The 24,492-nt window shown below is 68.3% G+C and carries 19 protein-coding genes; 8 read left to right on the forward strand and 11 right to left on the reverse strand.

The window, feature by feature from the left end:
- Window positions 1-320 precede the first annotated feature (320 nt).
- The gene (gene tyrS / locus ACFFGN_RS33055) at window positions 321-1,607 is read right to left on the reverse strand and encodes a tyrosine--tRNA ligase (protein WP_380056145.1); all 1,287 of its coding nucleotides are present in this window, start codon (window positions 1,605-1,607) and stop codon (window positions 321-323) included.
- Between the two features lie 72 nt (window positions 1,608-1,679).
- Window positions 1,680-2,708 carry an App1 family protein phosphatidate phosphatase gene (locus ACFFGN_RS33060; protein WP_380056148.1) on the reverse strand — a complete coding sequence of 343 codons (1,029 nt, stop codon included), beginning with the start codon at window positions 2,706-2,708 and terminating at the stop codon, window positions 1,680-1,682.
- Between the two features lie 67 nt (window positions 2,709-2,775).
- Here ACFFGN_RS33060 and ACFFGN_RS33065 point away from each other — a divergent pair, with 67 nt between their 5' ends.
- The 3 genes from ACFFGN_RS33065 (at window position 2,776) to ACFFGN_RS33075 (ending at window position 4,965) form a co-directional block, all read left to right on the forward strand.
- A complete protein-coding gene (locus tag ACFFGN_RS33065) occupies window positions 2,776-3,732 on the forward strand; it encodes an LLM class flavin-dependent oxidoreductase (protein ID WP_380056151.1) in 957 nt (318 codons plus the stop codon).
- 3 nt (window positions 3,733-3,735) lie between these two features.
- Window positions 3,736-4,344, forward strand: coding sequence for a DNA-3-methyladenine glycosylase (locus ACFFGN_RS33070; protein WP_380056154.1), 609 nt, complete (start codon window positions 3,736-3,738; stop codon window positions 4,342-4,344).
- Between the two features lie 105 nt (window positions 4,345-4,449).
- Entirely contained in the window at window positions 4,450-4,965 is a 516-nt protein-coding gene (locus ACFFGN_RS33075) for a GNAT family N-acetyltransferase (RefSeq protein WP_380056157.1), read from the forward strand.
- 219 nt (window positions 4,966-5,184) lie between these two features.
- Here ACFFGN_RS33075 and argH read toward each other — a convergent pair whose 3' ends face one another.
- The 7 genes from argH to argC are packed head-to-tail and all read right to left on the reverse strand — an operon-like array spanning window position 5,185 to window position 12,342.
- Window positions 5,185-6,588, reverse strand: a complete 1,404-nt coding sequence (argH, locus tag ACFFGN_RS33080; protein WP_380056160.1) for an argininosuccinate lyase — start codon at window positions 6,586-6,588, stop codon at window positions 5,185-5,187.
- The gene (locus ACFFGN_RS33085) at window positions 6,585-7,109 is read right to left on the reverse strand and encodes an arginine repressor (protein WP_380056162.1); all 525 of its coding nucleotides are present in this window, start codon (window positions 7,107-7,109) and stop codon (window positions 6,585-6,587) included. The genes argH and ACFFGN_RS33085 overlap by 4 nt, the downstream gene beginning before the upstream one ends.
- Window positions 7,106-8,038, reverse strand: coding sequence for an ornithine carbamoyltransferase (argF, locus tag ACFFGN_RS33090; RefSeq protein WP_380056164.1), 933 nt, complete (start codon window positions 8,036-8,038; stop codon window positions 7,106-7,108). Before argF ends, ACFFGN_RS33085 begins: the two co-directional genes overlap by 4 nt.
- Entirely contained in the window at window positions 8,035-9,234 is a 1,200-nt protein-coding gene (locus ACFFGN_RS33095) for an acetylornithine transaminase (protein ID WP_380056167.1), read from the reverse strand. Before ACFFGN_RS33095 ends, argF begins: the two co-directional genes overlap by 4 nt.
- Window positions 9,231-10,115: an acetylglutamate kinase gene (argB, locus tag ACFFGN_RS33100; protein ID WP_380056170.1), complete on the reverse strand. Its 885-nt coding sequence runs from the start codon at window positions 10,113-10,115 to the stop codon at window positions 9,231-9,233. The genes ACFFGN_RS33095 and argB overlap by 4 nt, the downstream gene beginning before the upstream one ends.
- Window positions 10,112-11,314 (reverse strand): bifunctional glutamate N-acetyltransferase/amino-acid acetyltransferase ArgJ, encoded by a 1,203-nt coding sequence (argJ, locus tag ACFFGN_RS33105; RefSeq protein ID WP_380056173.1) that lies wholly within the window; start codon window positions 11,312-11,314, stop codon window positions 10,112-10,114. Before argJ ends, argB begins: the two co-directional genes overlap by 4 nt.
- A complete protein-coding gene (gene argC / locus ACFFGN_RS33110) occupies window positions 11,311-12,342 on the reverse strand; it encodes an N-acetyl-gamma-glutamyl-phosphate reductase (protein WP_380056176.1) in 1,032 nt (343 codons plus the stop codon). Before argC ends, argJ begins: the two co-directional genes overlap by 4 nt.
- Window positions 12,343-12,710: 368 nt before the next feature.
- On the opposite strand from argC, the gene ACFFGN_RS33115 reads away from it, so the two are divergent.
- The 5 genes from ACFFGN_RS33115 (at window position 12,711) to ACFFGN_RS33135 (ending at window position 16,747) form a co-directional block, all read left to right on the forward strand.
- A complete protein-coding gene (locus ACFFGN_RS33115) occupies window positions 12,711-14,171 on the forward strand; it encodes a SulP family inorganic anion transporter (protein ID WP_380056179.1) in 1,461 nt (486 codons plus the stop codon).
- 59 nt (window positions 14,172-14,230) lie between these two features.
- Window positions 14,231-14,578 carry a hypothetical protein gene (locus ACFFGN_RS33120; protein WP_380056182.1) on the forward strand — a complete coding sequence of 116 codons (348 nt, stop codon included), beginning with the start codon at window positions 14,231-14,233 and terminating at the stop codon, window positions 14,576-14,578.
- Between the two features lie 88 nt (window positions 14,579-14,666).
- On the forward strand, window positions 14,667-15,218 hold the full coding sequence (locus ACFFGN_RS33125) for a carboxymuconolactone decarboxylase family protein (protein ID WP_380056185.1): 552 nt from the start codon (window positions 14,667-14,669) through the stop codon (window positions 15,216-15,218).
- A gap of 54 nt (window positions 15,219-15,272) precedes the next feature.
- Entirely contained in the window at window positions 15,273-16,166 is an 894-nt protein-coding gene (locus ACFFGN_RS33130; RefSeq protein WP_380056187.1) for an RNA polymerase sigma-70 factor, read from the forward strand.
- Between the two features lie 53 nt (window positions 16,167-16,219).
- Window positions 16,220-16,747: a GNAT family N-acetyltransferase gene (locus ACFFGN_RS33135; RefSeq protein ID WP_380056190.1), complete on the forward strand. Its 528-nt coding sequence runs from the start codon at window positions 16,220-16,222 to the stop codon at window positions 16,745-16,747.
- Here ACFFGN_RS33135 and ACFFGN_RS33140 read toward each other — a convergent pair.
- Both ACFFGN_RS33140 and ACFFGN_RS33145 read right to left on the reverse strand, forming a co-directional pair.
- Complete coding sequence (locus ACFFGN_RS33140; protein WP_380056193.1) at window positions 16,734-17,435, reverse strand: hypothetical protein; 702 nt, start codon at window positions 17,433-17,435, stop codon at window positions 16,734-16,736. The two genes, ACFFGN_RS33135 and ACFFGN_RS33140, sit on opposite strands and share 14 nt — an antisense overlap.
- A gap of 130 nt (window positions 17,436-17,565) precedes the next feature.
- A complete protein-coding gene (locus ACFFGN_RS33145; RefSeq protein ID WP_380056196.1) occupies window positions 17,566-24,321 on the reverse strand; it encodes an Ig-like domain-containing protein in 6,756 nt (2,251 codons plus the stop codon).
- Window positions 24,322-24,492: the final 171 nt, after the last annotated feature.

The raw sequence follows: 24,492 nt of genomic DNA on the forward strand, positions 1-24,492 counted from the left end.
CTCAAAAATCAGACGCACACCGCGCTCAACACTCTCATGTTTCGCTCCGGGGCAACCCGCACTAACTTACCGGACTCAGGTGTTCGAGTCAAGCTCGAATTTTGAACCGGCTCCCTGCCATGCCACAAGCGCCGCGACCTCGTCCGGAGACGAGTCTCGGTGGCTGTGAGCCTGAAGGGGGTTCGGAGCGTCCGGCCGCTTCCGCGTCCCGCACTCGCTCCAACAAGAAGAACATTACGTAGCCTGCGGGGTAAGAGTCAAATCGAATACTGGCGGCCCGGAGCGGAGAGCCGTACTCTCCCTCCGGGCCGCGCGAGAACCTAGCTTCCCGCGGTCAGTACGCCGGCGAACGAACGCTTACCGCGCCGCAGTACGAGCGCCCCACCGGGCAGCAGATCATCAGCACCCGGCACGAACTCCGGATCGCTCACCTTCACGTTGTTCAGGTAGCCGCCACCTTCGGAGATCGTCCGCCTGGCAGCCGATTTGCTCGCCACCAGCCCGGTCTTCACCAGCAGATCGGCGTACGTCGGCATCGGTTCGCCGGCACCGAGCTCGACGTGCGGCGCCTCCCGCAGCGCGGCGACCAAGGTCTCGCCGTTCAGCGAGGCCAACTCCCCCTGGCCGAACAACGCCTTCGAGGCCTCCTGCACGCGCCGAGTCTCGGCCTCTCCGTGCACCAAGGTGGTCAGCTCATCGGCGAGCGCGCGTTGCGCCTCCCGCAGGTGCGGCCGTTCCGCCGTCGCCTCCGCCAGCGCCGCGATCTCCGCTGGCGTACGGAACGTGTAGTAGCGAACCAGCTGCATCACGTCGCGATCGTCGGCGTTGAACCAGAACTGGAAGAACGCGTACGGCGAGGTCAGCTCGGCGTCGAGCCACACCGTGCCCGTCTCGGTCTTACCGAACTTCGTCCCGTCGGCCTTCGTCACCAGCGGCGTCGCGAGCGCATGCACCTTCGCGGCCTCGACCCGGCGGATCAACTCGACCCCGGCGGTGATGTTGCCGAACTGGTCACTGCCACCGGTCTGCAAGGTGCATCCGTACCGCCGGAACAGCTCCAGGTAGTCCATCGACTGCAACAACACGTAGCTGAACTCGGTGTAGCTGATCCCCTGCTCCAGCCGGGCCCGCACCACCTCGCGGCCGAGCATCCGGTTCACCGGGAAGTGCTTACCGATGTCGCGGAGGAAGTCGAGGGTGTTGAGGTCCTTCGTCCAGTCGTAGTTGTTCACGATCCGCGCGGGATTCGCGAGCGCGGTGTCGAAGTCGATGAACCGCTCGACCTGGCCGCGCACCCGCTCGACCCAGCCGTGTACGATGTCCTGCGGGTTGAGCGTGCGCTCGGAGGTCTCCTTCGGATCACCGATCAGCCCGGTGGCACCGCCGACCAGTCCGATCGGGTTGTGCCCCGCGAGCTGGAGCCGGCGCAGCGTCAGCAGCTGCAGCAGGTTGCCCATGTGCAGGCTGGGCGCGGTCGGGTCGAAACCGACATAGCTGGTGATCGGCTCGTTCGCCATGCTGGCGCGCAGGGCGTCGAGGTCGGTGGAATGGGCGATCAGGCCGCGCCATTCCAGATCATCCAGTACCGCGGTGCGGCTGTCGGTCACTTTTGCTCTCCTCGAGAGTTACGTAGGAACGAGCACTAGCCTGCCGCATGGACCCGGGCGAAGGACAACTGGTTACTCCCGTTCGAGCACCTGGCGCAGCATGCCGGACAGCGCGACCCCGTCCGGGCCGTGCACAGTGGCGGCGATCGGGCGCTCCGGATCGTGCGCGCCCGGGTCCGGGTTCGGCACGGGCAGACCGTGCGACAGCACCTGCTCGGTCGGGGTCAGCTGACGGATACCGATGGCCCGGACGTGTTCCGGATGCGTGCGCGCGAAATCGCCGTACAGCTGGGGGTCGTGCTGGCCGTCGTCCCCGATCAGGATCCACTTCACGTTCGGCAGTTCGCGGGCCAGCCGGGCGAGGGCGGTGGCCTTGTGCTCGCGGCCGCTGCGGAACCAGCCGGTGTTGGTCGGACCCCAGTCGGTCAGCAGCATCGGCCCGGCGGGATAACCGTGCCGGGCGAGGAACCGGGTGAGCGTCGGCGCCGTGTTCCAGGCACCGGTCGACAGGTAGAAGATCGGCGCGCCCGGGTTCTCCGCCAGCAGGTCGCGGTACATCTCGGCCATGCCCGGCACCACCCGGCGCGCTTGCTCGTCCCGGACGAAGGTGTTCCAGGCGGCGATCAACGGCCGCGGCAGCATCGTCAGCATCACCGTGTCGTCGATATCGCTGACCAGGCCCACTTCCGCGTTCGGATCGAAGACCAGCACCTTGCCACGGGCGCGTTGTTCGCCGTCCACGCCGAGGCTGATCTCGTGCCAGCCCGGATCGAGGCTCTGCGGCACCGACAGGTCGACGAAACCGCCGCGGTCGGTGACCGCTTCGTACGTCTCCCCGCCGACAACGATCGAGACCGGTACGCCGACCGCCGGCGCGGTGACGAACACGCGCCAGCCGCGAACCACCTGGTCCTCGTCGTACCGGGGCTGGCTGCGCGGATCGCGGCTGAGCACGACGCGGGCGAGCACCCGGACGAACTCGCCGTTTCCGTACCCCATGTGCGGGATGATCCGCTCACGCCAGCCCTTCCGGCGCAGGATCGCCTGCAGGCCTAGGTTGAACCAGTCCTCGAGGCGGGATGCGTAGTGCGGGCGGGCCATAGGTCCGAACCTACCGGGCGAAGGGTGCCCGCGCAGATTGTCGGTGCCAGCCGTTACGGTCTTGTGCATGACCAGCTCCGCCGGTGTCGGCTTCTGTTTCGATCGAACCTTCCCGCCCGCGCTCGTGACCGACGTCGCGCGCCGCCTCGACGCCGGTGGCGCCGACCGGCTGTGGATCATCGAGGACTGCTTCTACACCGGCGGCATCAGCCTCGCCGCGGCCGCGCTCGCGGTGACCGAGCGGCTGAACATCGGCCTCGGCATCCTGCCCGTCGTCGCGCGCAATCCCGCGATCACCGCGATGGAGCTGACCACGCTGATCGGCCTGGCCCCCGGCCGGGTGCTGCCCGGGCTCGGTCATGGCGTGCAGGAGTGGATGGAGCAGATGGGCGTGCGGGCCAAGTCACCACTCGGCGCGTTCGAAGAGGTCATCGACGCGGTTCGCCGTCTGCTGGCGGGCGAGACCGTCACCACCGACGGGAAGTATGTCCGGCTCACCGACGTGCGCCTCGATCCCCCGCCGGCCGAGGTGCCACCGCTGCTCGCGGGTGTGCGTGGGCCGAAATCACTGGCCCTCGCCGGGAAGATCGCGGGCGGCGTGGTGCTGGCCGAGCCGTCGACGCCGTCCACCGTGCGCCTCGCGCTCGATCAGGCCGGGCGACCGGAGGACTTTGTTGTCGCCGTGTTCAGCTCGGTCTGCGTGCAGGAGGATCGCGCCACGGCGTACCAGATCATGGCGCCCTGGCTCGGCACCATGATCGAGACCCGCAACCCGTCGCTCGTGCCGGTGCCGTTCTTCGACGAGCTCACCGCCTTGTACGACGCCAAGGGCACCGGCGCGCTGACCGGGATCCCAGCGGAATGGTGGAGCGAGATCGGCCCGATCGGCACACTGGCCGACGCCGCCGCGCACCTGGACGCGCTGGAGGCGGAAGGTGTGCACCACATCGGCCTGTTCCCGCTGGCGGACGTCGACCTGGCGATGAGCCAGATCGATCACGTGATCGCCCTCGCCAATCGGTAGCCGATGGCCGAGCCACAACAGCTGCTGAGCCGCCGGGCGCCGCAGGTCGCGCCGAAGCTGCTCGGCTGGACCCTCAGCCACACCACCGAAGCCGGCACGGTGACGGTGGAGATCACCGAGGTCGAGGCGTATGCCGGGGCCGCCGACCCGGCCTCGCATGCGTATCGCGGGCCGTCGCCGCGGAACGAGGTGATGTTCGGGCCGGCCGGATTCCTCTACACGTACTTCACGTACGGCATGCACTGGTGTGCGAACGTCGTGACCGGTCCGGACGGCGAGGCCTCGGCCGTGCTGCTGCGCGCTGGCCGGGTGATCGAGGGCGCCGAGCTCGCGTGGTTGCGCCGGGGCGCGAAGGTGGCCGAGCGTTCGCTGGCGAGAGGCCCGGCCTGTCTGGCGCAGGCCCTTGCCCTCGGCAAAGACCAGAACGGCGCCAACCTGCTCGGCAAAGGGGAGGTCCGGCTCGAGCCCGGCCGCCGGATCAAACCCGCCGCCATCACGGCCGGCCCCCGCGTCGGCATCAGTGTCGCCGCCGAAACCCCCTGGCGCTTCTGGCTGACCGACGACCCGACCGTCTCGACGTACAAACGCAGCCCCCGCGCGCCCGCGCTCTAGCCGCAGCATCCTTTGCGACGAGTCGCATAGAGATGAGGTGGTTACCGCTGCGATGCAGGTTGAATTGCGTTGCCTGGCGGTTGGGGTGCGGATAGCGTCCGGCGCATGACCCCGACACTGCGCACCGCGCGTTTGCTGCTCACGCCGTATGTGCCGGCCGACGAGGACGACTTCGTCGCCTTGTTCCAGGACACCAGGGTGTCGCAGTGGATGGGCGACGGGCCGGAGACCGAGGCTGAGGATCGGGCCCTGTTCGGCCGGATCTTCACGAAGGTCTACGCAGAGAACAAGTTCGATGTCTGGGCGGTCCGGCTGGACGGCGCATTCGTGGGGCATGCCGAGATCAAACCGGCCAAAGCCGTGGACGGGCATGAACTCGTCTACGCGCTGGCCAAATCGGCGTGGGGTCGCGGCCTGGGCACCGAGCTGGCCGAGGCCATCGTCGACTACGGATTCGCCGAGCTCGGACTGGCCGAGGTCCACGCGACCGTGGCCGAGCCGAATGTCGCGTCGATCGCGTTGCTGAAGAAGATCGGCTTCCAGCACATCCGCGACTACGAGGAGGACGGCAACACGGTCGTCCTGCTGACCAGGACGAAGCCCGCCACCTCCGCGCTCTAGCCGCAGAACTCTTTGCGCCGGGTGGGTAGCGGTGTCCGTTTGCGCGGTAGTGGCAGACGGGAGCAGCACAACGAGCCGGTGGGGTACCAGGACACGTGGCATCACCATGTGCAGATGTTTCCGCGGTACCTGGACGACAAGTTGTACGGCACTCGCCACCTACCGGAGGCGGCGAGTGCCGCGGAGCGGGCGCCGTGCGTCGCGCGGCTGGTTGGCTGGTTAGACGGCCAGGCGGGTGCGGAGTTCGGCTAGTTGCTCGGTTACGCGAGTGGGGGCAGTGCCGCCGCGGGCGTTGCGGGAGGCTACGGAGCCCTGGACCGTGAGGACGGTGCGGACCTCGGGCGTCAGGGCCGGAGAGATCGCGGCGAGATCCTCGTCGGAGAGATCCCACAGTTCGATGCCGCGCTTCTCGCACTCCTGGACGCAGGTGCCGGCCAGTTCGTGGGCCACGCGGAACGGGACCCGCTGCCGGACCAGCCATTCCGCGACATCCGTCGCGAGGGAGAAGCCCTGCGGCGCGAGCTCCTCGAGACGGTCGACGTTGAAGACGAGCGTGCGCATCATCCCGGTGACGGCCGGGAGCAGTACCTCGAGGGTGTCGACCGAGTCGAAGACCGGCTCCTTGTCCTCCTGCAGATCACGGTTGTACGCGATCGGCTGCGCCTTCAAAGTGGCCAGTAGTCCGGTCAGGTTGCCGATCAGCCGGCCGGACTTGCCCCGGGCCAGTTCCGCGATGTCCGGGTTCTTCTTCTGCGGCATGATGCTCGACCCGGTGGAGTACGCGTCGTCCAGGACGACAAAACCGAACTCTTTCGTCGCCCAGATGATGACGTCCTCGGCCAGCCGGGACACGTCCACGCCGATCTGTGCGGTGATGTAGGCGAACTCCGCCACGAAGTCGCGAGCCGCCGTACCGTCGAGGGAGTTCGGCGAGCTGTTCGTGAAGCCGAGCTCCTTCGCGACGAATACCGGGTCCAGCCCGAGCGAGGAACCAGCAAGAGCCCCTGAGCCGTACGGCGAGTCCGCCGCGACCCGGGCGTCCCACTCGCGCAGGCGGTCCAAGTCGCGCACCAACGGCCAAGCGTGCGCCATGAGGTGGTGAGACAGCAGAACCGGCTGGGCGTGCTGCAAGTGCGTCCGCCCGGGCATGACCACTCCGTGGTGCTGCTCGGCCCGGTCCGCCAGTATGGCCGCGAGGTCCGTCACGAGGGCTGCGATGGCCTTGCCGTGATCACGCAGGAAGGCCTTGAACAACGTCGCCACCTGGTCATTACGCGAACGCCCTGCCCGTAGCCGTCCACCGACCTCGCTGCCAACCCGCTCGAGCAGACCCCGCTCCAGCGCCGCATGCACGTCTTCGTCGCTCTCGGCCGGTCCGAACGCCCCGGACACTACATCCGCCGCGAGCCGGTCCAGCCCGGCAAGCATCGTTGCCAGGTCCTCGTCCGTCAGGAGCCCGGCCTGGTTCAGTACCTTGGCGTGGGCCTTCGACCCGGCGATGTCGTACTGCGCGAGCCGCCAGTCGAAGTGCGTCGACTTGCTCAGCGCCGCGAGCGCGTCCGCTGGACCACCCGCAAAGCGTCCGCCCCAGAGCTGACCTTCGCCCGTACCTGTATTGCTCACTTCTGGTTCTCCTTGAAATCGGTGCGGGCGGCGAGGTTGAGGAAGCGGTTGGCCAGGGCAACGCCCCCGACCGGATTGCGCGAGACGACCATCACCGTGTCATCGCCCGCGATCGTGCCGAGTACGTCGTCGAGGCCAACGTGGTCGATCGCCGAGGCGAAGTACTGCGCGGCACCCGGCGGCGTACGCAGGATGACCAGGTTCGCGCTGCCTTCGGCCGAGACGAGCAGTTCCGAGGCGACGCGTGCCAGCCGGGCCTCGAAGGCGGCGGCTTCGCCCGCGCGCGGCGTACGGTCACCGCCCTCCCCCGGTACGGCGTACACCAGCTGGCCGGAGGACTCGCGGACCTTGACCGCGCCGAGTTCGACCAGGTCACGGGACAAGGTGGCTTGGCCGACGACCAGACCGGCTTCGGCCAGGAGATCGGCCAGTTCGGTCTGCGAACGGACGGGCTGCCGGCCGAGCAACTCGACGATGCGCTGCTGCCGGGCGGTCTTGGTGGTGGGGACAACCATGCTCATGAGCTGAAGTTTCTAGCAAGCAACCAGGCCAGCAGCGCCTTCTGGGCGTGCAACCGGTTCTCGGCCTCGTCCCAGACGACGGATTGCGGGCCGTCGATGACCGCGGCCTCGATCTCCTTGCCCCGGTACGCCGGCAGGCAGTGCAGCACGATCGCGTCGTCCTTGGCCTTGGCCAGCAGCTGCTCGGTGACGGCGAACGGCACGAACGGCGCCTCGCGGTCGGCGGCCTCGGCCTCCTGGCCCATCGAAACCCAGGTGTCGGTGGCGATCACGTCCGCACCGGCAACCGCCTCTTCGGCCGAAGAGGTCCACCACGCCTTGGCGCCCGTCTGCGCGGCGATCTTGTCGGCCTTCAGCATGATGCCCGGATCCGGTACGTAGTCCGCCGGCGAGGCGATCACCACGTCCATCCCGGCGGTCAAGCCACCGAGCAGGTACGAGTGGGCCATGTTGTTCGCGCCGTCGCCGAGGTAGACGAGTTTGAGGCTCTGGGTCTTGCCCTTGTGCTGCCGGATCGTGAGCAGGTCCGCAAGGATCTGGCACGGGTGGAACTCGTCGGTCAGCGCGTTGATCACCGGCACGTTCGACGCGGCGGCCATCTCGTCGATCCGGCTCTGCCCCGCGGTCCGCCACACGATCGCGGCGCACATCCGCTCGAGCACGCGAGCGGTATCGGCGATCGGCTCGCCCCGGCCCAGCTGCGAGGTCTGCGCGTCGATGATCAGCGGTACGCCGCCGAGATCCGCGATGCCCACCGCGAACGAGATCCTGGTCCGGGTGGAGGTCTTGTCGAAGATCACCGCGACCGTCTGCGGCCCGGCCAGCGGCTTGTGCACAAACCGCTCGGCCACCATCTGCTCGGCCAGCGTCAGCACCTCGTCCTGCTCGATCGGGCTGAGGTCGTCGTCGCGCAGGAAGTGCCGGGTCATGCGGTCGCCTCCGTCAGGATGTCCGGCAGGGCCGCCACGAAGGCGTCCACGTCGGCCTTGGTCAGAATGTACGGCGGTGCCAGCCGGATCGCGTTCGGCACCGGGTTGTTGATCACGAAACCGGCCTGCAGCGCCAGCTCGGCGACGCGGTCCGACACCGGCTGGGTCAGCTCGATCGCGAGCAGCAGGCCCCGCCCGCGCACGCCCGCGACCAGCGGATGGTCCAGCGCCTCGATCGACTCGGCCAGGTGGTTGCCGACGGCCACCACGTTGGCGAGCAGGCCGTCGCGCTCGATCACGGTCAGTACGGCGAGCCCGGCGATGGCCGACACCGGGTTACCGCCGAAGGTGGTGCCGTGGTTGCCGGGCTGGAGCAGCTCGGCGGCGGCGCCGAGGCCGATGCAGGCCCCGATCGGAATACCCGCGCCGAGGCCCTTCGCCACCGTGACCAGGTCCGGCGTGATTCCTTCGGCGTCAAAAGCGAACCAGTCGCCCGTACGCCCGATGCCGGTCTGGATCTCGTCGAGCCACAGCAGCGCGCCGTGTTCGGTGGTGATCTCGCGCGCCTTGCGCAGATAACCGTCGGGCGGTACGACGACGCCGTTCTCGCCCTGGATCGGTTCGAGGATGACCGCCGCCGTCTGGTCGTCGACCGCGGCCGCGAGGGCCTCGGCATCGCCGTACGGCACGAAGGTCACGTCACCCGGCAACGGTGCGAACAGCTCGCGGTAGGCCGGCTTGTAGGTCACGGCGAGCGCGCCCATCGTCCGGCCGTGGAAGGCGCCGACGGTGGAGATGATCTTGGTCCGGCCGGTACGCCGGGTGATCTTGAAGGCGGCCTCGTTCGCCTCGGTACCGGAGTTCGTGAAGAACACCTTGCCCGGTACGTCGAACAGGCTGAGCAGCTTCTCGGCCAAGGCGATCTGCGGTGAGCTCGCGAAGAAGTTCGACACGTGGCCGAGGGTGGCGAGCTGGCTGGTGACGGCCGACACGATGAACGGATGGGCGTGGCCCAGGGAGTTCACCGCGAGCCCGCCGAGCAGGTCGAGGTACTTGCGGCCGTCGGCGTCCCACAGGTAGCAGCCCTCACCACGGACGAGGACGCGCTTGGGCGCGCCGAAGGTGTTCATCAGAGCGCCGGTGTAGCGCTCGGTCAGGGCAGCGCCGGTACCTTCGACGGTGACGAGCTCGGTCATGACGGGATCACCTGGGTTCCAATTCCGGCGTCGGTGAAGATCTCCAGCAGCAACGAGTGTGGCACCCGGCCGTCGATCACCGTCGCCCGTGACACCACGCCGGACTCGACCGCCCGCAGGCAGGCCTCCATCTTCGGCACCATGCCCGAGGCCAGCGACGGCAGCAGCGCGGCCAGTTCCTTGGCGTCGATCTGGGTGACGATCTCCTCGCTGTCCGGCCAATTGCGGTAAAGCCCCGCGACGTCGGTCAGCACCACCAGCTTCTCGGCCTTCAGCGCGATCGCCAGCGCGGCAGCGGCGGTATCGGCGTTCACGTTGTGCACCTGGCCGTCCTCGTCCGGCGCGATCGTCGATACGACCGGGATCCGGCCGGCGTCGATCAGGTCGAGCACGGTCTCGGGCCGCACGTTCACGACGTCGCCGACCAGCCCGATGTCGACGGACTCGCCGTCGATCATGGCGCCGCGCCGCTCGGCCGTGAACAGGCCGGCGTCCTCACCGGACATACCGACGGCGAACGGGCCGTGCGCGTTCAGCAGGCCGACCAGCTCGCGGCCGACCTTGCCGACGAGCACCATGCCGACGATGTCCATCGCCTCGGGCGTGGTCACTCGCAGGCCACCGCGGAACTCGCTGTCGATGCCGAGCCGCGCGAGCATCTCGCTGATCTGCGGACCACCACCGTGTACGACAACAACCTTCACGCCGCAATGCCGCAGGAACACGATGTCGGAGGCGAAGGCCTGCTTCAGTTCCTCGTCCACCATCGCGTTACCGCCGTACTTGACGACGATCGTTTTGCCGTGGAACTCCTTGAGCCACGGCAGCGCCTCGGTCAGCACCGCCGCCTTCTCGACGGCTCCCGCGTGGGTGTTGGTCATGAGGAGTACGCCGAGTTCTCTTCGACGTACGCGTGCGACAGGTCGGTCGTCAGCACCGTGGCCGACGCGTCGCCGGCGTGCAGGTCGATCTGCACGTCGATCTCCAGCCCACTCAGATCGGCCTCGGACCGGTCCACGCCCTTGCCACCGGCAACCATGATCGGCGCGCCGTTCAGGGTGATGTCGAGCAGCGCGGGATCGAACGCCGTTGGCGCGTTGCCGATCGCCATCGCGATCCGTCCCCAGTTCGGATCGGAGGCGAAGAACGCGGTTTTGCAGAGGTTGTCCTCGGCAACGACCTTGGCGGCGGCGACGGCCTCGGCCGCGGTGGCCGCGCCCTTCACGGTGATGCTGACGTGCTTGGTGACACCTTCGGCGTCGGCCTGGAGCTGCTTGACCAGGTCGGCCGCCAGCGCGGTCAGGGCCGCCTCGAACTCGTCGGCCGGCACCGTCACCCCGGAAGCGCCCGAGCTGAGCAGCAGCACGGTGTCGTTGGTCGACGTTCCCCCGTCGACGTCGAGCCGGTTGAACGTGTGCTCGACCGCGTTGCGCAGCGCGTGATCCAGCTGCGGCTGCGCGACGATCGCGTCGGTGGTGATGACCGACAACATGGTGGCCATGTTCGGGGCGCACATACCGGCGCCCTTCGCGAAGCCGCCGATGTGCCAGCCGTCCGGATGCGTCAGCGCCGCCTGCTTCGGCACGTTGTCGGTCGTCATCACCGCGGTCGCCGCGGCGAGACCGTGCTCGGCGGATGCCCCCAGCGCGTCGACACACTGGGTGATCCCCGGGATCAGCTTCTCCATTGGGAGCCGTTCGCCGATCAAACCGGTCGAGCAGACGCCGATCTCGGCCGCGCCGACCTGCAGGACCGCCGCGAGTTCCTCGGCGGTGGCATGTGTGTCCTGGAAGCCCTCGGGCCCGGTGCACGCGTTCGCGCCACCGGAGTTCAGTACGACGGCCTTCAGCTTGCCGGCGGTCAGGACCTGCTGGGACCACAACACCGGCGCGGCCTTGACCTTGTTGGTGGTGAACACCCCGGCGGCGGCCTGGTCGGGCCCGTCGTTCACGACGACGGTGAGATCGGGCTTGCCCGAAGGCTTGATGCCCGCGATCACACCGGCCGCGCGGAAGCCGGCCGGCGCGGTGACCCCGGCGCTCCGATCGACTTGTGCCTGCGGGGTGACTGCGAGCGTCACGGGGCTACTCCTACGAGGGGAAGGGCCGTGGTCTCGTCGAGACCGGCGGCCAGGTTCATGCACTGCACGGCGGCGCCGGCAGTGCCCTTGGTCAGGTTGTCCATCGCGGCCACGATCACGGCCCGGCCGGTCCGCTCGTCGAGCGTGACCTGCAGTTGCACGGTGTTCGCGCCGAGCGTCGCCTGGGTCTGCGGCCACTGGCCCTCCGGCAGCAGGTGCACGAACGGCTCGTTGCCGTAGGCAACCTCGTACGCCGCGCGCAGGCTCTCCGCCGTCGCACCGGGCTGGATCGGCGCGGTGCAGGTGGCGAGAATGCCTCGCGACATCGGCACCAGCACCGGCGTGAACGAGACCGAAACCGGCTCATCCGTCACGCTCTTGAGGTTCTGCTCGATCTCCGGGGTGTGCCGATGCACGCCACCAACGCCGTACGCCGTGGCGGAGCCCATGACCTCGGAGCCGAGCAGATGCGCCTTCGGGGATTTGCCCGCGCCCGACGTACCACTGACGGCCACGACCACGAGGTCGTTCGCGTCGACCAGTCCGGCCTGCACGGCGGGCAGCAGCGCGAGAGTGGAAACGGTCGGATAACACCCGGGCACGGCCACCCGGTTGGACCCGCGCAGCTTTTCGCGCTGGCCGGGGAGTTCCGGTAGGCCATATGGCCAGTGGCCCGCGTGCTTGCCGCCGTAGAACTCGACCCACGCCTCGGAGTCGATCAGCCGGAAATCCGCGCCGCAGTCGATGGCGGTGACGTCTTCACCGAGTTGCCCGGCGATCTCGGCCGACTGGCCGTGCGGGAGTGCCAGGAACACCACGTCGTGACCGCGCAACGTCTCGGCCGAGGTCTCCTGGAGGATGCGCCCGGCAAGCGGTAGCAGGTGCGGGTGGTGCTGCCCCAGCGCCGTACCGGCGTTGCCTCCGGCGGTCAGCGCGCCGATCTCTACCCCAGGGTGCGCGACCAGCAGGCGAAGCAGTTCTCCGCCCGCATAACCACTGGCCCCCGCGACGGCGATGCTCAAGCTCATGTGAATGAGTATGCCATCAACTGAAAGAATATCCAACCAGCTTTCCCGGTCTCGTACCCACCTTCCCCATCGCCCACACCACTCCACAGCAGCCCGACGGCGTGTCGCTCACCTGGCGCCCACCCTGGCATTCATCGGTCGCGTGAATGCCAGGAAGTGGAGCGGTTAGGGTGGTGCGGTCCGGAGGCATTGCGGCCCCGGTACTTCCCTGGCGCGACGAGGCGCCGGATCGCACGGCCCGTTCGGGCCGAACTACCTCCTGGAGCTGCATGTCCCCGGCCGCGCCCGAATCCGCCCGCCCCGAACCCGCTCGTCCTGACCCCGCTCGATCTGACTCCGATCGCCGGGACTCGAGGCGCCCTGACTCCGTGCTGGCGGCGTTGCGCTCGCCAAGCCGTCTTCGGGTCGAGGTACTGGCCGGGCTGGTGGTGGCGCTGGCGCTGATTCCCGAGGCGATCAGCTTCTCGATCATCGCCGGAGTGGATCCCCGCGTCGGCCTGTTCGCCTCGTTCACGATGGCGGTGTCGATCTCGTTCCTCGGCGGCCGCCCGGCGATGATCTCCGCCGCGACCGGGGCCGTCGCACTGGTGATCGCGCCGGTGATGCGCGATCACGGCTTCGACTACCTGATCGCGACGGTGATGCTCGGCGGTCTGTTGCAGATCGCGATGGGCGTGCTCGGCGTGGCCCGGCTGATGCGGTTCATTCCGCGGTCGGTGATGGTCGGCTTCGTCAACTCCCTGGCCATCCTGATCTTCGTGGCGCAACTGCCGCACCTGATCCGGGTCCCGTGGCTGGTCTATCCCCTGGTCGCGGCCGGGATCGCGATCATGGTGTTCCTGCCCAAAATCACCAAGGTCGTGCCGGCGCCGCTGGTCGCGATCCTGGCCGTCACGCTGGTGGTCGTGGCCACCTCGGCCACGGTCCCGACCGTTGGCGACGAGGGCGAACTACCCGACAGTCTGCCCGCCTTGTTCTGGCCGACCGTGCCGTGGACGCTCGACACCCTGCGCATCATCGCGCCGTACGCCGTCGGGGTCGCGCTGGTCGGCCTGCTCGAGTCGTTGATGACCGCCAAGCTGGTCGACGACGTCACCGACACGCATTCCGACAAGACCCGTGAGGCCTGGGGCCAGGGCGCCTCGAACGTGATCACCGGCTTCTTCGGCGGCATGGGCGGCTGCGCGATGATCGGCCAGACCATGATCAACGTGAAGGCCTCCGGCGCACGGACCCGGATCTCGACCTTCCTGGCCGGCGTGTTCCTGCTGATCCTGGTGGTCGGCCTCGGCGATCTGGTCGGCACGATCCCGATGGCGGCGCTGGTCGCGGTGATGGTGATGGTCTCGGTCGGCACGCTCGACTGGCACAGCATCCACCCCAGCACGCTGAAGCGCATGCCGAAGAGCGAGACCCTGGTGATGCTGTCCACCGTGCTGGTCGTCGTACTGACGCACAACCTGGCGATCGGCGTGGTGGCCGGCGTATTGATCGCGATGGTGCTGTTCGCCCGCCGGGTCGCGCACTTCACCAGCGTCGCGGAGGTGGCGCATCCCGACGACGGGACCAAGGTGTACGCCGTCACCGGGGAGCTGTTCTTCGCGTCGAGCAACGATCTGGTCTACCAGTTCGACTACGCGGGAGATCCGGCGCACGTGGTGATCGATCTGACCAACTCCCACATCTGGGACGCCTCCACCGTCGCCACCCTGGACGCGATCACCACCAAGTACGCCCGCTACGGCAAAACCGTCGAGATCATCGGCCTCAACCCCGCCAGCGCCGAACGCCATCATCACCTGACCGGCAATCTCAACGCGGAGCACTGACCTCGGGTTGAGTAGTTGTGCTCGGGTGCCCGACCGGGGGTGCTGGCAGGCTGAACGGCATGGAGCTCAGGCAGCGGAATCGGGCGTTGACGGCGGTATTCGGGTGGGCCGTGCTGGTGATCGTGGGTTGGGTCGTCGCGCTCCTGGTTGCCCCGGATGGTGGCGCGAAGTGCGCTGATCAGGGCTTCGGCTGCTCCGCTGACATCGAACTGCTGGTGTTCGTCGTCGGCATGGTGGTCGGCCTGCCTGTGCTGATCGGCACGGTGATCGTCAGCCTGGTCACGGTGGCCGCCTTGTACTGGTCGCGCCCTGGCACGCGATACCCCGTGCTGATCGGAACCGTCTTCTTCTGGGCGTATGCCGCGGCTGGAGTGGGCGTGTGGTGGATCACCGAGGCGGCCTCCTGACGACGGTGTGACCGAGGTCATGTCACATCCCGCGCCTGCTCCGTGTCGTGCTGGTGAATCCACCAGCCGCACGAGGAAGGCAGGAACGATGTCGCGAATTCCGCTGGAGCACCGCCAGACGCCGATGGTCCGGTTCGTGCAATGGGTGAACCGGCGCAAGTTCGGCGCACAGCTCGATCCAGGGCTCGTCGCGCTGCACAACCGGCGGGTGCTGCTCACCATGGCGTTGACCGAGAGCACCGTTACCCGATGGAAGAGCCTGGACCCAACGCTGACCGCGCTCGCGACGATGGGGCCTGCCGCGTTGATCGGGTGTTCGTGGTGCCTGGACTTCGGCTACTGGGAGCACCACCACCGCGGCGTACCGGCGGAGAAACTGCGGGCGGTGTCCAATTGGCGCGACAGTGACGTCTATACCGACCTCGAACGCAAGGTGCTGGCCTACGCCGAGGCGATGACGGTCACTCCCCCGCAGGTGACCGACGAGATGGTCGAGCAGCTGCGCGCCGAACTCACCGACGAGCAGGTGGTCGAGTTGACCGCCATGATCGCGCTGGAGAACCAGCGCTCCCGCAACAACGCCGCCGCCGGTCTCACCGGCCAGGGCTTCAAGGAACAATGCGAACTGCGACCGGCATGATGACGGCACGTACGACGCACGGCGCGCGCGCAACCTCGACAAAGGGGAATCGTGGTGAGTGACCTCCTGGCGAAGGAGTTCGACACGTACCGGCCGGTGCTGCTCGGTGCGGCGTACCGGGTGGTCGGCAGCATGACCGACGCGGAGGACGTCGTTCAGGAGACCTGGTTGCGCTGGGCGGCGGCCGATCGCACGGAGGTCCGGGACACCCGGGCGTATCTGGTCCGGATCACCACCCGGCTCGCGCTCAACCGGCTGCGCCAGCAGAAGACCCAGCGCGAGCAGTACGTCGGCCCTTGGCTGCCCGAGCCGATCGCGACGACCTCGGAGGCGGAGGACCCGGCCGCGGTGGCGGAAGTGGCCGACTCGGTGTCGATGGCCATGCTCGTCGTACTGGAGACGCTGTCGCCCTTGGAGCGGGCGGCGTTCGTCTTGCGCGAGGTGTTCGATCTGCCGTTCGCGGAGATCGCGGAGACACTCGGGCGATCGGAGACGGCTGTACGGCAGTTGGCCCATCGGGCCCGGGAACACGTCCACGCCCGTCGGCCGAGGCAAACCGTGGACAAGGCCCGCCACGCCGAGGTGACAGCGTCCTTCCTGGAACGGGCCACCCAGGGCGACTTCGAGGGCGTAGTCGCCTTGCTGGCGCCGGACGTCCTGCTGGTGAGTGATGGCGGCGGTAAGAAGTCTGCCGCGCTCAGGCCGATCCAGGGCGCTGAGAAGGTCACACGCTGGCTGTTCGGCGTACTGCGGCGCGAACAGGACAAGAGCTTCGCCTACCGTTTCATGACCGTTAACGGCGAGCAGGCGCTCGTGACGTACATGGACGGTGAACTCGACAACGTGTCCTTTGTGGAACTCGACGAAAGCGGCTTGATCACCGACTTCTACGTAGTTCGCAATCCCGACAAGCTCACCGGCTTCCCCGCGCTGAACCAGCTCGGCTGAGGGCGGCGGGCTTAAGGTTGCTTCTGCAACCTGGTCGCACCTGGAGGAGCCTCGTGGAGTTCGCCGTCATCGATCCGTCCGACGTCACCAACCCGACTTTGCGGGCCGATCTGCTCGACACCTGGATCGCGGCCACGGACGCGGGCGGCAGCGTGGGATTCGTGGCCCCGGCGCCGGTGCACAAGGTCGCGGTGACGCTCGATCTCGCGCTGGAACGGGTGGCCGCCGGTCAGGACGTTCTCGGCACGCTGCACGATGGCAGCCGCTTTGTCGGCATGGGCCTGCTGGTGTCGAACAGCGGCGCGCTGTTCGAGCACTGGCGCACGGTGCTGCGCGTGATGGTGCACCCGAAGTACCAGCGCAGCGGCTCGGGCACGCTGCTGTTGTCCGGTCTGCACGAGGCCGCCCGCGACCTGGGTCTGGAGCACCTGAAGCTGACCGTGCGCGGCGGTGAGGGCCTGGAGAACTTCTACGAGCGGTTCGGCTATCGCGTGGCCGGCACTCACCCGCGCGCGATCCGGTTGAACGAGCACGACTACCGCGACGAGCTCACCTTGGTGATGAGCCTCAACCCACGCTGAGGGTGAACTCGCGGAAGTACGGCAGCACCCCCGACCGACTGCCCGGGTCCGTGCCGTCGGTCCACACCCGCATCCGCAACACCCCGGCCGTGTCCGCGCGGTACGCGAGGGCATAACGGCCCTCGTCGTCCGCGAGCACCGGCTCGGTGACCCGGTGCCAGCCGGTGCCGTCGTGGCACTCGAGCCAGACCGGCATCGGCCCGGGCACCACCTTGCCCGAGACCTGGACCTCCCGGCCGACCGGCACAACCGCGTCGCTCGGCGAACACGTCAGCCGGGCATGCACCTGCACGAACGGATGGCTGAACGACTCGGACCAGTCGCCGTCTCCCGCGAAATGGGCCCGGCCCGCCTCGAACGAGTACATCGCCTCGACGTTGGTCGCGTAGGCGCCGCCCTGGTTCGTCACCACATGCCGGGCGGCGGGATCGTCCGGTCCACCGCTCACGGTGACGTCCCGCCCGGGCAGTGGCACCCAGGCGGAGCCGGTCCAGCCCTCCAGCACTCCGGCGGCGACCACCCGCTGGCCGAACGGCACATAACCGTCCGAGGTGGTCACCTGAATCCGGGTCTGGCCGCGCTCGATGGCGGCCTCACCCGGGCTCGGCTGTGCTGCAACCGCGCGAGGGGCCGCGAAGTCAGGGCCCGGCCCGTTCTCGGCACCCGGCGTCCCTGGTCCGACGTACACGTGCATCTCCTCCGGAAGGCGGTCGACACGTCCCTATCTCTGCAGACGCCGACGACCGTCGAAATGTTGCCTAACGCGGTGGGACCCCGCTGTGCAGCGGGGTCCCACCGATCCATCACTCAGTTCGGTACTACGGTCTTCTCCTGCGCGCCATCATCAGCAGCGCGCCACCCATCGCGACCAGCAACGCACCGAGCGTGAAGAACAAGGTGGACGGGCCACCGGTGTCCGGCAGTTCCTCCTCGTCGTCCGGCGGCGGTGCCGGCTGGTCGCCGACCTTGATCGTGATCCGCGACTCGACCGTCACCCCGTCGGTGTCGGTGACCCGGTAACCGATCCGCGCCGTACCGGTGTAGTCCGGGTCGGACACGAACCGCACCGTGCCGTCCTTCTGCACGGTCCAGGTACCGACATCCGGTACGACGACCTTCTTCACGCAGTCCCCGGTCGAGGTGATCAGGCAGACCGTGCCCGGCTTCCACATCGCACCGGTGCTCGGCTTGTCGTTGGCCAGCGGGTTGATCACGATCGGCTTGCCCGGCCGGCCGTTTCCGCTGTCCGGCTCGGCCTTCGCGCCACCCGGCTTGCCCACGGTGATCGTGAGCGTCGCCTTGGCGGTCGATCCGTTCGCGTCGGTCACCCGGTACGGCACCTGGGTCTGACCCGTGAATCCCTTCACCGGGGTGAAGGTGATGGTGCCGTTCGCGTTGACGACGTACTTGCCCTCGCCCGGAACCGTGAGCGTCTTCACGCACTTGGTGCCCGAGACCAGGCAGACGCTGCCCGGTACCAGCGGCGCAGTGCTGTCACCGGCCTTGTCGTTGCCGAGCACACCGACCGTGATCGGGGTGTTGAACGGCGTCTTGCGAACGTCGTCCACCGCGTCCGGCCGGATCGGCGTGACGGTGATGCCGATCGTCGACCGCGCCGGGTTGCCGTTGCTGTCCTTGACCTCGTACGTCACCGGGGTGGCCTTACCGGTGAAGTCCGGCAGCGGATCGAAGACGACCTTGCCGTCCTTGACCGTGTACGTGCCCTCGCCCGGAACCACGAGCTTCTGCACGCACTTGCCGGCCGAGATCAGGCAGAGCGTCGACGGATCGAGCTTGGCGCCGCCGCCCGGCTTGTCGTTGGCCAGCGGGTCCACCGTGACCGGCACGTCCTGCTTGGTCGTCTTGGTGTCCGGTACGGCGACCGGCTTGACCCCGATCGTCACGGTCAGCGTCGCCGTGGTGGGCGTGCCGTTCGTGTCGCTGATCCGGTACGTCACCGGCGTGGTGGTACCGGTGAAACCCGGCTCCGGTACGAACCGGATGCCACCGTCGGGCTGGACCGTGAAGGTGCCCTCGCCGGGAACCTTCAACGTGCTGACCGCGGAACCGGTCGCCGGATCGATCAGCATCACGCTGCTCGGCACCAGTGGGGCGCTCGGGTCACCCGCCTTGTCGTTCGCCACCACCGGCACGGTGACCGGGGTGTTGAACGGCGTGGTGGCCAAGTCGTCGGTGGCCACCGGCTTGATCGGTGCGACCGTGATCGTCACCGTCGACGCCGCCGTGTGCTTGTCGGAGTCCGAGACCCGGTAGGGCACTGAGCTCTGACCGGTGAACCCGGGCTCGGGATCGAACGTGATCTGTCCCGTCACCGGGTCGACCGTGTACTTGCCCTCGCCCGGCACGGTGGCCGTCTTACCCCAGGTCTGGGTGCCCTCGTCGAACACCTGGACCGAACCCGGGACCAGCGTCGCGCCGGAACCCGGCTTGTCGTTGGTGAGCGGATCCACCGTCACGTTGACGTTCTGCTTCGTCGTACCGGTGTCGGGGTTGGCGTCCGGCGCGTCGCCGACCGTGACCGTCAGCAGGGCGGTCGCGGGTGTGCCGTTGCCGTCCTCGACCTGGTAGGTCAGCGGCGTGGTGACGCCCTCGAACCCGTTCACCGGGGTGAACGTGACCGAGCCGTTGGGGTCGACCGTGTAGGTGCCCTCACCCGGAACCGTGACCGTGGCCTTGTACTCGCCGTCGGCCGGGTCCTTCAGCTTGACGCTGCCCGGTACCAGCGGCGCGGTGTCGGCGCCCGGCTTGTCGTTGCCCAGCACCGGCACGGTGACCGGTGTATCGAACGGCGTGGTGGTGGCGTCGTCCACGGCCGTCGGCTTGATCGGCGTGACCGTGATACCGATGGTCGACGTCGCCGTCAGCCCGTCGGTGTCCTTGACCTGGTAGGTGACCGGGGTCGCCGTACCCGTGAAGCTGGGCAGCGGGTCGAACGTGACCTTGCCGTCCGGAGCCACCGTGTAGGTGCCTTCGCCCGGAACCTCCCACGTCTTCACGCAGTCGCCGCCGTCAACGAGGCAGACGCTGCCCGGGACCAGGTCGGCTCCCGTACCCGGCTTGTCGTTGGTGAGCGGGTCGACCGTGATGTCGACGTTCTGCGGCGTGGTGCCGTTGTCCGGATCGGCGTCCGGCGCCTCGCCCACGGTGATCGTCAGCTTCGCGGTGTCGGTGGTGCCGTTCTCGTCGCTCACCCGGTAGGTCACCGGCGTGGCCGGACCGGAGAACGTCGGCAGCGGGTCGAACTTGATGGATCCGTCCGGGTTCACCGTGTAGGTGCCCTCACCTGGAACCGTCCGGGTCTTCAGGCACTCGTCCCCGGCGACCAGGCACACGCTGCCCGGTACCAGCGGTACCGTCGGCGCGCCCGGGTCGTCGTTCGTCAGCACCGGCACCGTGACCGGAGTGTCGTGCGGCGTGGTGCCCTTGTCGTCGACTGCCTGCGGCGTGATCGGCGTGACCGTGATCGTGATGGTCGACGTCGCGGTCCGCCCGAGCGAATCCGTTACCCGGTAGGGCACCGGCTTCGCCTCGCCGGTGAACGTGGGCAGCGGGTCGAACGTGACCTTGCCGTCCGGAGCCACCGTGTAGGTGCCTTCACCCGGAACCGTCAACGTCTTCACGCAGGTCTCGCCGCTGATCAGGCAGAGGCTGCCGGGGACCAGCGTCGTACCGGTGCCGGCCTCGTCGTTGGTGAGCGGGCTGACCGTGATGTTCACGTTCTGCGGGGTCGTACCCGTGTCGGGCTTGGCCTCCGGCGCGGGCGGTGGGGTGACCGTGATCGTCACGACGGCGGTGGCCGTGGTGCCGTTCTCGTCCGCGACCCGGTAGGTCTGCGGGGTGGCCTTGCCGGTGAACGTGGGCAGCGGGTCGAACTTGATGGACCCGTCCGGGTTCACCGTGTAGGTGCCTTCATCCGGAACCGTCAACGTCTTCACACAGGTGTCACCACTGATCAGGCACACGCTGCCCGGCACCAGCGGAACTGCCGGGTTGCCCGGGTTGTCGTTGCCCAGCAGCGGCACCGTGATCGGAGTGTCGTACGGCGTGGTGGCGCTGTCGTCCACCGCGTCCGGCTTGACCGGCGTGACGGTGATCGTCAGCGTCGACGAGGCGTTCGCGCCATTGCCGTCGGTGACCCGGTAGTCCACCGGCTTGGCCTCACCGGTGAAACCCGGTACCGGCTGGAAGTCGATGCTGCCGTTGTCCTTGACCGTGTACGTGCCCTCGCCAGGGACCGTCCGGGTCTTGCCACAGGTGTCACCGTCGACCAGGCACACGCTGCCCGGAACCAGCGGCGAACCGGTCGGCCCAGGCTGGTCGTTGCCGAGCACACCGGTGTTGACCAGTTGTCCCTGCGGAGTGGTGTTCTCGTCGGGGTTGGCGACCGGCGGTGCCGGGGCCTCGACCGACACGGTGATCTGGGCGCGGGTCGGCGTGCCGTTGCTGTCCTTCACCTCGTAGGTGACCGAGGTGGTGGTGCCGCGGAACCCGTCCACGGGAGTGAACTTGACCGTGCCGTCCGGGTTCACGGCGTACGTGCCCTCGCCGGGAACCGTCAGCGTCTTCACGCACTCGGTGCCATCGACGATGCAGACGCTCGCCGGGTTGAGCGAGGTGGTGTCCGAGCCCGGCTTGTCGTTCTCCAGCACCGGAATCGTCACCGGCGTCTTGTACGGCGTGGTGCGCGAGTCGCTGACCGCCTCGGGGGTGACCGGCGTGACCGTGATCGCGATGGTCGACTCGGCGGTCTGCCCGGTCGTATCGGTGACGCGGTAACCGATCGAGGTGGCCGGGCCGGTGAACTGCGGCAGCGGGTCGAACACGACCTTGCCGTCCGGCTGAACCGTGTACGTGCCCTCGCCCGGAATCGTCACCGTCTTCTTGAAGGTGCCGTCCGCGGGATCGCGCAGTACCACCGAGCCCGGGACCAGCGTGACACCCGGCGAGGCCGAGTCGTTGCCGAGCGGGCTGATCGTGATGTTCACGTTCTGCGGGGTGGTGCCTTCGTCGGGCACCGCGACCGGCGGGGCCGGCAGCGTGACGGTGATGATCAGCGTCGCGGTGTCGGTGCTGCCGTTGTCGTCGGTCACCCGGTAGGTGATCGGCGTGGTCGGTCCGGTGAAGCCCGGCACCGGGTCGAACTTGATCGTGCCGTCCGGGTTGACCGTGTAGGTGCCTTCGTCCGGAACCGTACGGGTCTTCTCGCACTCGGTACCGACGACGATGCACACGCTGGCCGGTACGAGCGGCGCGGTCGGGTCACCCGGCTTGTCGTTGGTCAGCACGCTGGTGGTCACCGGCGTGTTGTACGGCGTGGTGTTGGTGTCGTTCACCGCGTCCGGCTTGATCGGGGTGACGGTGATCGTGATCGTCGAGGTCGCCGTCTGGCCCGCGTTGTCGGACACCCGGTACGGAACCGGCTTCGCCTCGCCCGTGAAGGACGGCAGCGGGTCGAACACCACGGTGCCGTTGGGCTGAACCGTGTAGGTGCCCTCGCCGGGAACCGTCAGCGTCTTCACGCACTCGTCACCGGCGGGGAAGCAGACGCTGCCCGGAACCAGGACCGCACCCGTGCCCGCGGTGTCGTTCGTCAGCGGGTTCACCGTGACGTTGACGTCCTGCTTGGTGGTGTCGGTGTCCGGCGTCGCCGCCGGCTTACCCGGGGCCGGAACCGTGATGACCAGCGTCGCGGTGTCGGTGGTGCCGTTGTCGTCGGCCACCCGGTAGGTGATCGGCGGCGTGGTACCGGTGTACCCGTCGGCGGGATCGAAGGTGATCGTGCCGTTGGCGTTCACCGTGTACGAGCCTTGCGGCGTGGTCAGCGTCTTGACGCAGTTGGCGCCGCTGACGATGCACACGCTGTCCGGAACCAGCGGGGCGCTGGGGTGACCCGGCTTGTCGTTCGTCAGTACGCCGACGGTGATCGGGGTGTTGAACGGCGTGGTCTCGGTGTCGTTCACCGCGTCCGGCTTGACCGGAGCGACGGTGATCGTGATCGTCGAGGTCGCCGTCTGGCCCGCGTTGTCCGCGACCCGGTAGGTGACCGGCGTCGCCGTACCGGTGAAGGCCGGCAGCGGATCGAACGTGACCTGGCCGTCGGCCGCGACCGTGTAAGTGCCCTCGCCCGGAATCGTCACGGTCTTCTTGAACGTGCCGTCGGCCGGATCGCGCAGCACCACGCTGCCCGGAACCAGGACCGCGCCCGTGCCCGCGGCGTCGTTGGTCAGCGGGTTGACCGTGACGTTGACGTCCTGCGGGGTGGTGTCGGTATCCGGTGTCGCGGTCGGCGGCTGCGGAGCCACGATCGTGAACGGGTAGTCCTCGACCTCACCGGAGTCCGACGCGCCCGTCGGGCTCTGGACCTGGGCGGTGGTGTACCCGACCCGGAACCGCGCGTACGTCGCGCCGGCGGTCAGGCCGCTGAGGCCCGGCCAGGTGAGCGTCGCGCTGGTCTGGCCCGACGCGACGGCGGCGCAGGCGCGCTCGCCCACCTGGAAGGTGCCGCTCTTGTTGAAGTCGATCCAGCCGCACACCTGGCCGGGCTTGGTCGCGCCGCTGAGCGCGACCGTGGCCGAGTAGGTGGTGGCCGTGGTCAGGATGGGCGTCAGCGTGACACCGTCGTCGCCGCCGTCCCCGGTGGCGCTCGCGCCCGCGTTCGGGCTGGTGGCCGAGTTGGCGACGTTCTGGTTGTCCTCGGTGACCGTGCTGCCGAGCTTGAGGTTGCTCAGCACGGCGCGGGCCGCGTTACCGGCGTCGTACGACGCGGGGGCGTCGCCGAAGTCCTGGCCGACCGAGGCGACGATCGAGATGCCGTCTCCGGAGCTCGCCTGGTTGTGCGCCGGCAGGCTCGGGTTCTTGGTGAAGATCGCGGTCATGTTGAAGGTCAGTGAGGTGACCAGCCCGGTGACCTGGACCGAACCACAGGCCGCCGTCGCGCCCGCGGCCGGGCCGCCGGTGCCGGTGGACGTCGAGATACACGACGGGCTGGTGTCGTGATTGGTCGCGGTGATGGTGTTGCTGGTCACCGCGAGGTTGTTGCCCGTACTGGCCTTGCTCAAGGTGACGCCGGCCGTGGCCAGGGTGAAGATCGCATGCAGTTCGGACTGAGCCGTCGCCGTTCCGCCGACGCTCTCGGTCGAAACACCGCCGATACCCGCCATGTGCAGGATCGGGTTCAGGACGGGCTGGGAGAAGGTGATCGTCACCGTGCCCCGGTTGCTGCAGGTTCCGGTGCTGGCGCAGTCACCGGTGTTCACGATGATGTCCTGCGCCGGGGTGGTGGTGGCGATACCGGGCGAGTACGTCGCTGCCGTGGTGCCGCGCGCTCCGGCCGTGGTGGCTGCCAGGATCCCGGTCTTACCCGTGGTGCTGATCGTTTGGGTCAGCGCCGAACCGGGCATCGTGCCGGTACCGCTCGTCGCGCCCTGGGTGAATGCCGTGTCCGGCACTTGGTAGGCCATCGCGGCCGGACTGGCGCCGAGCACTATCAGGCCCAGTGCGGCCGCTGCCGCGATCAACGCACGTCGGCGACGTGCCCCCGCTGTCAAGTACATGCCCATCCCAATGTTTCAGGCGTCGGCTGCGGGGCGGGCGCAGACCTAGCGATTCTCGAGTTACTGCTCGGTGTGGTGCTGATTGCGTGATTGGCTACCGCGTAACTGCCTACTGCGTTAACCGCGTGCTGCGTTACCGCGTGCTGACTTATTGCCTGAGGCAACATCTCA

It is taken from the genome of Kribbella deserti (assembly GCF_042434725.1).
Lineage (GTDB): Bacteria > Actinomycetota > Actinomycetes > Propionibacteriales > Kribbellaceae > Kribbella > Kribbella deserti.